This is a genomic window from Mycobacterium sp. 1245801.1, from assembly GCF_001673055.1.
Taxonomy (GTDB): Bacteria; Actinomycetota; Actinomycetes; order Mycobacteriales; family Mycobacteriaceae; genus Mycobacterium; species Mycobacterium europaeum_A.
On the sequence record NZ_LZKY01000034.1, the window covers coordinates 1 to 11,384 of the forward strand.

General features: G+C 70.0%; 12 protein-coding genes and 2 pseudogenes. 11 read left to right on the plus strand and 3 right to left on the minus strand.

The features are described from left to right. From A5622_RS02115 to aroQ, 5 genes and pseudogenes are all read left to right on the plus strand, one after another. Positions 1-310, plus strand: a pseudogene (locus A5622_RS02115) (acyl-CoA dehydrogenase); the annotation flags it as partial. 51 nt (positions 311-361) lie between these two features. Then, a complete protein-coding gene (aroC, locus tag A5622_RS02120; protein ID WP_066863568.1) occupies positions 362-1,567 on the plus strand; it encodes a chorismate synthase in 1,206 nt (401 codons plus the stop codon). Further along, positions 1,567-2,091 carry a shikimate kinase gene (locus A5622_RS02125; RefSeq protein ID WP_066863481.1) on the plus strand — a complete coding sequence of 175 codons (525 nt, stop codon included), beginning with the start codon at positions 1,567-1,569 and terminating at the stop codon, positions 2,089-2,091. Before aroC ends, A5622_RS02125 begins: the two co-directional genes overlap by 1 nt. Further along, positions 2,088-3,182, plus strand: coding sequence for a 3-dehydroquinate synthase (gene aroB / locus A5622_RS02130; RefSeq protein ID WP_066863478.1), 1,095 nt, complete (start codon positions 2,088-2,090; stop codon positions 3,180-3,182). The genes A5622_RS02125 and aroB overlap by 4 nt, the downstream gene beginning before the upstream one ends. Continuing rightward, a complete protein-coding gene (gene aroQ, locus A5622_RS02135) occupies positions 3,179-3,625 on the plus strand; it encodes a type II 3-dehydroquinate dehydratase (protein WP_066863476.1) in 447 nt (148 codons plus the stop codon). Before aroB ends, aroQ begins: the two co-directional genes overlap by 4 nt. Here aroQ and A5622_RS02140 read toward each other — a convergent pair. Beyond that, the gene (locus A5622_RS02140) at positions 3,622-4,302 is read right to left on the minus strand and encodes a B-4DMT family transporter (RefSeq protein ID WP_066876375.1); all 681 of its coding nucleotides are present in this window, start codon (positions 4,300-4,302) and stop codon (positions 3,622-3,624) included. The genes aroQ and A5622_RS02140 overlap by 4 nt on opposite strands. 33 nt (positions 4,303-4,335) lie before the next feature. Between A5622_RS02140 and A5622_RS02145 the strand changes: the two genes are divergently transcribed. From A5622_RS02145 to A5622_RS02170, 6 genes are all read left to right on the plus strand, one after another. Beyond that, complete coding sequence (locus A5622_RS02145; protein ID WP_066876377.1) at positions 4,336-5,445, plus strand: Xaa-Pro peptidase family protein; 1,110 nt, start codon at positions 4,336-4,338, stop codon at positions 5,443-5,445. A gap of 46 nt (positions 5,446-5,491) precedes the next feature. Continuing rightward, a complete protein-coding gene (locus A5622_RS02150; protein WP_066876378.1) occupies positions 5,492-5,716 on the plus strand; it encodes a hypothetical protein in 225 nt (74 codons plus the stop codon). A 125-nt stretch (positions 5,717-5,841) separates the two neighbouring features. After that, positions 5,842-6,405, plus strand: coding sequence for an elongation factor P (efp, locus tag A5622_RS02155; protein WP_066863465.1), 564 nt, complete (start codon positions 5,842-5,844; stop codon positions 6,403-6,405). Beyond that, complete coding sequence (nusB, locus tag A5622_RS02160) at positions 6,402-6,905, plus strand: transcription antitermination factor NusB (RefSeq protein ID WP_066876380.1); 504 nt, start codon at positions 6,402-6,404, stop codon at positions 6,903-6,905. The genes efp and nusB overlap by 4 nt, the downstream gene beginning before the upstream one ends. Then, positions 6,902-7,291: an antitermination protein NusB gene (locus A5622_RS02165; RefSeq protein WP_066863453.1), complete on the plus strand. Its 390-nt coding sequence runs from the start codon at positions 6,902-6,904 to the stop codon at positions 7,289-7,291. The genes nusB and A5622_RS02165 overlap by 4 nt, the downstream gene beginning before the upstream one ends. Before the next feature lie 92 nt (positions 7,292-7,383). Next, a complete protein-coding gene (locus A5622_RS02170) occupies positions 7,384-10,248 on the plus strand; it encodes an aminotransferase class I/II-fold pyridoxal phosphate-dependent enzyme (protein WP_066876382.1) in 2,865 nt (954 codons plus the stop codon). 4 nt (positions 10,249-10,252) lie between these two features. On the opposite strand, the gene A5622_RS02175 is transcribed toward A5622_RS02170, so the two are convergent. Both A5622_RS02175 and A5622_RS02180 read right to left on the minus strand, forming a co-directional pair. Beyond that, a complete protein-coding gene (locus tag A5622_RS02175; RefSeq protein ID WP_232002822.1) occupies positions 10,253-10,537 on the minus strand; it encodes a hypothetical protein in 285 nt (94 codons plus the stop codon). Positions 10,538-10,842: 305 nt separating this feature from the next. Next, positions 10,843-11,355: pseudogene (locus A5622_RS02180) on the minus strand (two-component sensor histidine kinase); the annotation flags it as partial. Positions 11,356-11,384: the final 29 nt, after the last annotated feature.

The window sequence follows — 11,384 nt, forward strand, 5'->3', positions numbered from 1 at the left end:
CAGCGCCGCGGCCGAACTCGCTCCCGCGTTGCAGGCGGCGCGCAACACCGGGATCGATCCCGAGCTGGAAACCAGGTCGTCAATCGCCGCGGCGCGCGTCAAGGTCGCGATCCAAGAACCCGCCCTGCGGGCCGCCTCCCGCGTCTTCGACGCCGGCGGCGCGTCGGCCGTGCAGGCGTCGGCGCTGCTGGATCGGCACTGGCGCAACCTGCGGACCCTGTTCTCGCACAACCCGACGGTCTATAAGGCGCGGGTGCTCGGCGATGTCGCGGTCAACGGCGCGGAGCTGCCGCAGAGCAGCTTCTTCTAACGCAGCGCGCGGATTTAAGTCAGCGCAGGCGCCCGTGGGACAATGGGACCCGTGTTGCGTTGGATCACTGCTGGGGAGTCGCACGGCCGCGCGCTGGTGGCCGTGCTCGAAGGCATGGTCGCCGGTGTGGAGATCACCTCCCTCGACATTTCCGAACAGCTGGCCCGCCGCCGCCTCGGTTACGGCCGCGGCGCCCGGATGGCGTTCGAGCGGGACGCGGTGAGCGTGCTGTCCGGGGTGCGTCACGGTGTCACCCTCGGCGGGCCCATCGCCGTCGAGATCGGCAATACCGAATGGCCGAAGTGGGAGACCGTGATGGCCGCCGACCCGGTCGACCCGAGCGAGCTGGCCGACAGCGCGCGCAACGCGCCGCTCACCCGGCCGCGGCCCGGCCACGCCGACTACGCGGGCATGCTCAAGTACGGCTTCGACGACGCCCGGCCGGTGCTGGAACGGGCCAGCGCCCGCGAGACGGCGGCCCGCGTCGCGGCGGCCACCATCGCCCGCGCGTTCCTGCGCCAGGCGCTGGGCGTCGAGGTGCTCTCGCACGTCATCGCGATCGGCCCGTCGGCGCCCTACCAGGGCCCGCCGCCCGGCCCGGGCGACCTGCCCGCGATCGACGCCAGCCCGGTGCGCGCCTTCGATAAGGCGGCCGAGGAGGCGATGATCGCCGAGATCGAGGCCGCCAAGAAGGACGGCGACACGCTCGGCGGGGTGGTCGAGGTGGTGGTCCTGGGCCTGCCCATCGGGCTGGGCTCGTTCACCAGCGGCGACAACCGCCTCGACAGCCAGCTCGCCGCCGCCGTGATGGGCATCCAGGCGATCAAGGGCGTCGAGATCGGCGACGGCTTCGAGACGGCGCGCCGCCGCGGCAGCCGCGCCCACGACGAGATGTATCCGGGCCCCGACGGGGTGGTCCGCTCGACCAACCGGGCGGGCGGCCTGGAGGGCGGCATGACCAACGGCCAGCCCCTGCGGGTGCGCGCCGCGATGAAGCCCATATCCACGGTGCCGCGGGCGTTGGCCACCGTCGACATGGCGACCGGCGACGAGGCCGTCGCGATCCACCAGCGCTCGGACGTCTGCGCGGTGCCGGCCGCCGGCGTGGTGGTCGAGGCCATGGTGGCGCTGGTGCTGGCCCGCGCGGCGCTGCAGAAGTTCGGCGGCGACTCGCTGGCCGAAACCCGCCGCAACGTCGAGTCCTACCGGCGGGCGGTCGCCGAGCGGGAGTCGCCGGCCGCCCGGGGTACCGCGTAATGGCGCCCAGGGCTGTTCTGATCGGTCTGCCGGGATCGGGCAAGTCCACCATCGGCCGGCGGCTGGCCAAGGCCCTCGGGGTCGACTTCCTGGACACCGATGTGGCCATCGAGCAGCGGACCGGGCGGCGCATCGCCGACATCTTCGCCACCGACGGCGAGCCGGAATTCCGCCGCATCGAGGAGGAAGTGGTGCGCGCCGCGCTGGCCGATCACGACGGCGTGGTGTCCCTGGGGGGCGGCGCCGTCACCACCCCGGGGGTGCGGGCGGCGCTGGCCGGTCACACCGTCATCTACCTGGAGATCAGCGCCACCGAAGGCGTGCGGCGCACCGGCGGCAACGCCGTGCGTCCGCTGCTGGCCGGGCCCGATCGCGCCGACAAGTACCGCGCGCTGCTGGCCGAGCGCAGCCCGCTGTACCGGCGGGCCGCGACCATCCGCGTCGACACCAACCGGCGCAACCCCGGCGCGGTGGTGCGCTACATCGTCTCGCGGTTGCAGGCTCCCGCGGGGGCCGCGACATGACCCGCTCGGGTGAGCCCGTCACCATCGAGGTGGCCGTCGACCCGCCGTACCCGGTGATCATCGGTACCGGCCTGCTGGGCGAGCTGGACGAACTCCTCTGCAACCGGCACAAGGTGGCCATCGTGCATCAGCCGGTGCTGGCCGAGACCGCCGAGGTGATCCGAGGCCGGTTGGCGGACAAGGGTGTTGACGCGCACCGCATCGAAATCCCGGACGCCGAAGACGGCAAAGACCTTCCGGTCGTGGGCTTCTTGTGGGAAGTGCTGGGCCGCATCGGGATCGGGCGCAAGGACGCGTTGGTCAGTCTCGGCGGCGGCGCGGCCACCGACGTCGCCGGGTTCGCGGCGGCCACCTGGCTGCGCGGCGTCGACATCGTGCACGTGCCCACCACGCTGCTCGGCATGGTCGATGCGGCCGTCGGCGGCAAGACGGGGATCAACACCGACGCGGGCAAGAACCTGGTCGGGTCGTTCCATCAGCCCCACGCGGTCCTGGTCGACCTCGCGACGCTGCAGACGTTGCCGCCCAACGAACTTGTGGCCGGGATGGCCGAAATCGTCAAGGCGGGATTCATCGCCGATCCGGTGATCCTCGACCTCATCGAGGCCGATCCGCAGGCCGCCGTCGACCCGTCGGGTGACGTGCTGGCGGAACTGATCCGCCGCGCGATCGCCGTCAAGGCGGAGGTGGTGGCCGCCGACGAGAAAGAGTCGGAGCTGCGCGAAATCCTCAACTACGGGCACACATTGGGCCACGCCATCGAGCGCCGGGAGCGCTACCAGTGGCGCCACGGCGCCGCGGTGTCGGTGGGTCTCGTCTTCGCCGCCGAGCTGGCCCGGCTGGCCGGCCGGCTCGACGACGCCACCGCGCAGCGCCACCGCACCATCCTGTCCGCGCTCGGCCTGCCGGTCAGCTACGACGCCGACGCGCTGCCGCAGCTGCTGGAATACATGGCGGGAGATAAGAAGTCGCGCGCCGGGGTGCTGCGGTTCGTGGTGCTCGACGGGCTGGGCAAGCCGGGCCGGCTGGCCGGACCCGACCCGGCGCTGTTGGCGGCGGCATATGCCGGACTCGCGCAGGAGGCTTCGTGACCACGACTGTGAACGTCATCAACGGCCCGAACTTGGGCCGGCTGGGGCGCCGCGAGCCCGACGTGTACGGCGACACGACGCACGATCAGCTGGCGGCGCTGATCGAGCGCGAGGCCGATGACCTGGGCCTCAAAGCCGTTGTGCGGCAAAGCGATAACGAAGCCGAGCTGCTGGACTGGATCCACTCGGCCGCCGACGCGGGCGAACCGGTGATCCTCAACGCCGGCGGGCTCACCCACACCTCGGTGGCCCTGCGCGACGCCTGCGCCGAGCTGAGCGCACCCCTGATCGAGGTGCACATCTCCAATGTCCATGCCCGCGAGGAGTTTCGGCGGCATTCCTACCTGAGCCCGGTCGCCACCGGCGTGATCGTCGGGCTGGGGGTACAGGGCTATCTGCTCGCCCTGCGCTATCTGGCCGGAAAGCCCGGCGCCGACAGCTAGCCCTTGCCGTGCTCCGTGCCCGGCTTGGTGTGCTCGTCGCCGCGGTGGATCACTTCGGTCTTGGGGTCGTGCTCGGTTTTGCCGATCGATTCGGTGGGCTCTTCGCGCTCGGCGGTGGCGACGGCCGCGGTCCGCGCGTCGGTCTGGTGGCTGGACGTCTGCGCGGGAATCTCGCCGGTAGGGGCGTCGTCACCGCGCACCGCGGAGAACACGTCGGTGTCGGCCCGTTCGTCGTCGGCGCCCGGCCGCCGCGGCGGGGGATTGCGGTCCACCCGCCAGCGCCCGATGGTCACGCCGATGATGGCGGGCAGGAAGACGCACAGCGCGGTGAAGGCGGCGAAGGTGGTGAGCTCGTTGAGCAGCCCGCCGGTGTACAGGCCCTTGTAGAAGAGCGCGATCAGCCAGGTCACGGCGCCGCTGAGCACACCGGCCAGCAGGCCGGCCAGCAGCCACGTCATCGCCAGGTCGCCGCGGCGGTCCGGATCGGGGTTGGCGCGGGCGTCGGCCCGGCCGTCGAGCACGCCCCACACGGCCACGCCGATGATGAACAGCACCAGCAGCACCACGCTGAACAACCCGGCGTTCGTCTGCCACGCGTTGATCAGTGCACCTTGGAACAATCGGACGACGACCATCGCCGTGGCGTAGACCAATCCGCGCAGGATCCAGTTACTCATGGCCCAAAAGCGTAGCGAGTACCGTCAAGACCTGTGACACATTCACAGCGTCGAGACAGGCTCAAAGCACGACTCGAGGCCAGCGGATTGGATGCGCTGCTGGTCACGGACCTGGTGAACGTCCGTTACCTTTCCGGTTTCACCGGATCCAACGGCGCGTTGCTGGTGTTCGCCAACGGTCGGGGCCCCGTGCTGGCCACCGACGGGCGCTACCGAACGCAGGCCGCCGAGCAGGCGCCGGACCTCGAGGTCGCCATCGAACGGGCCCTCGGGCGCTACCTGGTCGGGCAGGCCGCCGAGGCCGGCGCGCAGAAGCTGGGCTTCGAAAGCAACGTGGTCACCGTCGACGGGTTCGACGCCCTGACCCGTGAGCTCGACGACCGCAAGGCGGCCACCGAGCTGGTCAAGGCCGCCGGCACGGTCGAAGCGCTGCGCGAGGTCAAGGACGCCGGCGAGGTCGCGTTGCTGCGGCTGGCCTGCGAGGCGGCCGACGCCGCGCTCAGCGACCTGGTGGCGCGTGGCGGCCTGCGGCCGGGCCGGACCGAACGCGAGGTGAGCCGCGAGCTGGAGGCCCTGATGCTCGACCACGGCGCCGACGCGATCTCGTTCGAGACCATCGTGGCCGCCGGGCCGAATTCGGCGATCCCGCACCATCGCCCGACCGATGCCGTGCTGGCCAGCGGCGATTTCGTGAAGATCGACTTCGGCGCGCTGGTCGGCGGCTACCACTCCGACATGACCCGCACCTTCGTGCTCGGCAAGGCCGCCGACTGGCAGCTGGAGATCTACCAGCTGGTCGCCGACTCGCAGCGGGCCGGCCGGGAGGCGCTGCACGCCGGCGCCGACCTGCGCGAGGTGGACGCCGCGGCCCGTCGGGTGATCGCCGACGCCGGTTACGGCGAGCAGTTCAGCCACAGCCTGGGCCACGGCGTGGGCCTGCAGATCCACGAGGCACCGGGCATCGGCGCCACCTCCACCGGCACGTTGCTGGCCGAGTCGGTGGTGACCGTGGAACCCGGCGTCTACCTGCCCGGCCGCGGCGGGGTGCGCATCGAGGACACCCTGGTGGTGCCGCCGGAGGCCGGCGGCACGTCACCGGAATTGCTGACCAAGTTCCCCAAGGAGCTGGCCGTCCTGGGGTAGCCGTCGCGCGGCCGGGGGGCTTGCCCCCGCGAGTACAGTCGGGGACGTGAACGGGGTGGCACGGGGTTTGGCGCGCCTGCGGGACTTCCGGTGGGACGTGTACGCCCAGCCCCTTCGCGAGACGCGGCTGGAAATGCAGATCGTCTACTTCGCGATCCACCTGCCGTTCGCCAGCGGGGTTACCGTCCACCTCCCGCTGCTGACCATGATCAAGCCGTTGCCGTCGCCCGACGAGCACGCCGCGGCCGGCCGCGAACCGGCGCGCCGCTGACGGAGTTTCGCCCGTCGGCCGCGCGACCCCGGCCCGCGAGGCCCGGCCCCGCGGCGCTCTAAACTAGCCGACAAGTCGCAGACAGTCCGCAGACGACTGTCCATCCCGAGGAGATATACCGAACCGTGGCAAGCACTGCCGATTTCAAGAACGGACTGGTGCTGGTGATCGACGGCCAGCTGTGGCAGATCGTCGAGTTCCAGCACGTCAAACCCGGCAAGGGCCCGGCGTTCGTGCGGACCAAGCTGAAGAACGTGCTCTCCGGCAAGGTCGTCGACAAGACGTACAACGCCGGGGTCAAGGTGGAGACCGCCACCGTCGACCGGCGCGACGCCACCTATCTGTACCGCGACGGCAGCGACTTCGTGTTCATGGACAGCCAGGACTACGAGCAGCACCCGCTGCCCGAGTCGCTGGTCGGGGACGCCGCCCGGTTCCTGCTGGAGGGCCTGCCGGTGCAGGTGGCGTTCCACAACGGGTCACCGCTGTACCTCGAGCTGCCGGTGTCGGTCGAGATGGAGGTCACCCACACCGAGCCCGGGCTGCAGGGCGACCGGTCCAGCGCCGGCACCAAGCCGGCCACCGTGGAGACCGGCGCCGAGATCCAGGTGCCGCTGTTCATCAACACCGGCGATAAGCTGAAGGTGGACACCCGCGACGGCAGCTACTTGGGGCGCATCAACGCGTGAGTAGACCCGTGAGGGGACGCCACCAGGCCCGCAAACGCGCCGTCGACCTGTTGTTCGAAGCCGAGGCCCGCGGACTGAGCCCGGCGGAGGTCGTCGACGTCCGCACCGGGCTCGCCGAAACGAACCCCGAAGTCGCGCCCCTGCAGCCGTATACGGCCGCGGCGGCCCGGGGCGTCGGTGAGCACGCCGCGCACATCGACGACCTGATCAGCTCGCACCTGCAGGGCTGGACGCTGGACCGGCTGCCGGCCGTGGACCGCGCGATCCTGCGGGTCGCGGTGTGGGAGCTGCTGTACGCCGACGACGTGCCCGAGCCGGTCGCCGTCGACGAGGCCGTCCAGCTGGCCAAGGAGTTGTCCACCGACGACTCGCCGGGCTTCGTCAACGGGGTGCTGGGCCACATCATGCTGGTGACGCCGCAGATCCGGGCGGCCGCCGAGGCGGTCCGAGGGGCGGTGGGTCCCGACATAACCCCGGAGGACCCCGGCCCGCAGCCATGACCCGGTTGGAGCTGCGCCTGCTCGTGGCGGCCGTGCTGGCGGCGACGGTGGTGCTGGGCGCCGTGATCTGCGCCGCCTATCGCCTGACCATCGTCGCCTCGGTGCTCTCCATCTACGCGCTGGGGGTGGGCGCCTGGCTGTATCACTGCGTCGAACGGGTGATCGTGGCCCGGCGCATCAGCACGGTGCGCTCGGCGGCCAAGCCGCTGCAGCCGCTGCTGCCGGTGATGGCCGCGATCATGGGGCTGACGCAGGGCGTGGTGCGCTCGCTGTCCGACGTCACCGAATTGCCCGCCCGCCGCTGGGAGTTGCCGGTGTTGCGTTGGGTGGACAGCACGCGGGGTAATCGCCGTGTGGTGGAAAGTGACGACGAGGCGGATCACTGATCAAGCTGAGGTGAAATGACCACGGGCATGTCGCGGCGGGTTGACAATACGAGCGGCACGTCAGCGGCGGCGAACGAAGAACAGGTGAGGTCATGATTCGATACAGCACCCAGCCGCGACGACTCCGGGTGTCGGCACTGGCGGCCGTGGCCAACCCGTCCTACGCGCGGGTCGACACCTGGAACCTGCTCGACGACGCCTGCCGTCACCTGGCCGAGGTGGACCTCGCCGGGCTGGACAAGACCCACGACGTGGCCCGGGTCAAACGGCTGATGGACCGCATCGCCGCCTACGAGCGGTACTGGCTGTACCCCGGGGCGGCGAACCTGGCGATCTTCCGCGCCCATCTGGAAAGCCTGTCCACGGTGCGGCTCACCGAAGAGGTGTCGCTGGCCGTGCGGTTGCTCAGTGAATATGGCGACCGCGCAGGGCTTTTCGATACGTCGGCGCCGCTCGATGACCAGGAACTGGTGGCCCAGGCCAAACAGCAGCACTTCTACACCGTGCTGCTCGCCGACGACGCCCCGAGCACCGCGCCGGACAGCCTGGCCGAGTGCCTGCGCGCGCTGCGCACGCCGTCCGACGATGTGCAGTTCGAGATCCTGGTGGTGCCCAGCGTCGAGGACGCCATCACCGCGGTCGCGCTGAACGGGGAGATCCAGGCCGCGATCATCCGCGACGACCTGCCGCTGCGGTCCCGTGACCGGCTGCCGCTGATGAACACGCTGCTCGGCCCGAACGAGGACGCCGGAGACGGCATCCCGGACCGCGCCAACTACTGGGTGGAGTGCGGCGAGTGGATCCGGGAGCTGCGGCCCCACATCGACCTGTATCTGCTCACCGACGAGTCGATCGCGGCCGGCGACGGGACCGAGCCCGACGTCTACGACCGCACGTTCTACCGGCTCAACGACGTCACCGACCTGCACAGCACGGTGCTCGCCGGGCTGCGGAACCGTTACGCCACACCGTTTTTCGACGCGTTGCGGGCGTATGCCGCCGCCCCGGTCGGGCAATTCCACGCCCTGCCGGTCGCGCGCGGCGCCAGCATCTTCAACTCCAGGTCGCTGCAGGACATGGGGGAGTTCTACGGCCGCAACATCTTCATGGCCGAAACCTCCACCACCTCCGGCGGGCTGGACTCGCTGCTGGATCCGCACGGCAACATCAAAAAGGCGATGGACAAGGCCGCCAAGACGTGGAACGCCGACCACACCTACTTCGTCACCAACGGCACGTCGACGGCCAACAAGATCGTCGTGCAGTCGCTGACCCGGCCCGGCGACATCGTGCTCATCGACCGCAACTGCCACAAGTCGCATCACTACGGGCTGGTGCTGGCCGGCGCCTACCCGCTGTATCTGGATGCCTATCCGCTGCCGCAGTTCGCGATCTACGGCGCGGTGTCGCTGCGCACCATCAAGCAGACGCTGCTGGACCTGGAAGCCGCCGGGCAGCTGCACCGGGTGCGCATGCTGCTGCTGACCAACTGCACCTTCGACGGCGTCGTCTACAACCCGCTGCAGGTCATGCAGGAGGTGCTGGCGATCAAGCCGGACATCTGCTTTTTGTGGGACGAGGCGTGGTACGCGTTCGCCACGGCGGTGCCCTGGGCCCGGCAGCGGACCGCGATGGTGTCCGCCGAGCGCCTCGAGCAGATGCTGGCCTCACCGGAATACCTTGAGGAATACCGGAAATGGGCCGCGACCATGGACGGCGTCGACCGGTCGGAATGGATCGAGCGGGAGCTGATGCCCGACCCGGAAACCGCGCGGGTCCGCGTCTACGCCACGCATTCCACGCACAAATCGCTGTCGGCGCTTCGGCAGGCGTCGATGATCCACGTGCGCGACCAGGATTTCAACGCGCTCACCCGCGATTCGTTCGGTGAGGCGTTTTTGACCCACACCTCGACGTCACCCAACCAGCAACTGCTGGCGTCGCTGGATCTGGCGCGCCGACAGGTCGACATCGAGGGCTTCCAACTGGTCCGGCAGGTCTACGACATGGCGCTGGTCTTCCGGCATCGGGTGCGCAAGGACCGGTTGATCAGCAAGTGGTTCCGCATTCTCGACGAATCCGATTTGGTACCAGAGGAATTCCGAAAGTCCTCGGTGAGCTCCTACCGCGAGGTCAGGCAGGGGGCGCTGGCCGAGTGGAACGAGGCGTGGCGCTCGGACCAGTTCGTGCTCGACGCCACCCGGGTGACCCTGTTCGTCGGCGCGACCGGGATGAACGGTTACGACTTCCGCGAGAAGATCCTGATGGAGCGATTCGGCATCCAGATCAACAAGACGTCGATCAACAGCGTGCTGTTGATCTTCACGATCGGCGTCACCTGGTCGAGCGTGCACTACCTGCTCGACGTGTTGCGAAGGGTGGCAATCGATTTCGATCGCATCCAGAAGGCGGCCAGCGTTGCCGACCGGGCGCTGCAAGAGCGTCACGTCGAGGAGATCACCGAAGACCTGCCGCATCTGCCCGACTTCAGCGAATTCGACATGGCGTTCAAGCCCGTCGACGAGTGCAAATTCGGCGACATGCGTTCGGCGTTCTACGCCGGATACGAGGAGTCCGACCGCGAACACGTGCTGATCGGCATGGCCGGGCGACGGCTGGCCGAGGGCAAGACCCTGGTGTCGACCACGTTCGTGGTGCCCTACCCGCCGGGCTTCCCGGTGCTGGTCCCCGGTCAGGTGGTGTCCAAGGAGATCGTGTACTTCCTGGCCCAGCTCGACGTCAAGGAAATCCACGGCTACAACCCGGATCTGGGGTTGTCGGTGTTCACCGAGACGGCGCTGGCGCGCATGGAGGCGCAACGCAGCGCCGCGATGGCGGCGGTGGGTTCGGTGACCGCGGCCTTCGAACTGCCCTCGGACGCGTCCGCGACCAACGGGGCACGCACCAACGGGGCCAGCGACGCCCCGGCCGTGCCGTCGGGCGCCGACAGCGGCTGAGCGATCAGCGGGGTGTCGGAGTCGGCCGGGCGGCGCACGTGGTGCGCGCCGAGGTGTGCGGTGCGCCGGTCGACCAGTCGGCGATGCCGCGCCGGATTCCCTGCAGCAGCGCGTCCCTTCCCGCCGGGGCCGTGTCGTTGCAGCTCGAGTGCAGGGTGCTGAATGGGCTGGGGTCGGCGCCGGCCGGCGCCGCCACCAGCACGGCCGGGCCCACCAGCATCGCCGCGCTGACCAGCACTCGGGTGATCACCCGGTCGGGACGACGCGAAGAGCGGGCGGTACCAAGCATGACGGTGTCAGCCTAGGACGGCGGCGCTGAGAGGGCGCTGAGAGCGCGCTGAGCTTGGTGTTCTCTGCGAGCACGCGGCCCTGCAGAATCAAGGGCGTGCGCACATTCGGTGGCCGGTCGGCCCGGTGCCGCGGGCGGCTGCGTCCGCGGCACCTGCCGCACCTGGGCATCTCGGCCCGCTCGGCCGCGGTGTCGGCGATTGTTGTGCTGTGTGCGCTGGCCATCGCCGGCGCGGGACTGGACGCGATCCTGTACCGGTCGCTGCTGGCGGGCGTCGATTACGCCACCGCCGAACGGGTCCGCGATATCACCAAGGCGCTGCAGGCCAACAGGATCGCCAGGGCCCGCGCGGTCCCCTCGACCGCCTCGCTGCCCCCGCCCACCAGCACCGTGTAGACACCTGATCGGGTCGCGACTTTCTGGCCGCTGACCCGCATGTCGTCGCCGGCCACCGCGTCGTCGGGCAGGCCGCGACGCAGGTTGAAGTCGAACTGATCCGGCGAGACCAGCGGCGTTTTCGGCGCCGAGCCGGACCGCCTGACCACGGTGCCGTCCGGGCCGATCAACTGGGTCGCGACCACCCGCTGGTCGGTGTGCAGCAGCGCGTTGTCGAGGTCGTCGAACGAATCGGCCTGCAGCGCCTTGGTGATATCGCGGACCCGTTCGGCGGTGGCGTAATCGACGCCCGCCAGCAGCGACCGGTACAGGATCGCGTCCAGTCCCGCGCCGGCGATGGCCAGCGCACACAGCACAACAATCGCCGACACCGCGGCCGAGCGGGCCGAGATGCCCAGGTGCGGCAGGTGCCGCGGACGCAGCCGCCCGCGGCACCGGGCCGACCGACCGT

Bases quoted from the DNA above. Each gene is read 5' to 3' on its own strand.
- A5622_RS02125 (WP_066863481.1), top strand. From the start codon at position 1,567: ATGGCGCCCAGGGCTGTTCTGATCGGTCTGCCGGGATCGGGCAAGTCC.
- A5622_RS02140 (WP_066876375.1), bottom strand. From the start codon at position 4,302: ATGAGTAACTGGATCCTGCGCGGATTGGTCTACGCCACGGCGATGGTC.
- aroB (WP_066863478.1), top strand. From the start codon at position 2,088: ATGACCCGCTCGGGTGAGCCCGTCACCATCGAGGTGGCCGTCGACCCG.
- A5622_RS02170 (WP_066876382.1), top strand. From the start codon at position 7,384: ATGATTCGATACAGCACCCAGCCGCGACGACTCCGGGTGTCGGCACTG.
- A5622_RS02175 (WP_232002822.1), bottom strand. From the start codon at position 10,537: ATGCTTGGTACCGCCCGCTCTTCGCGTCGTCCCGACCGGGTGATCACC.
- A5622_RS02165 (WP_066863453.1), top strand. From the start codon at position 6,902: ATGACCCGGTTGGAGCTGCGCCTGCTCGTGGCGGCCGTGCTGGCGGCG.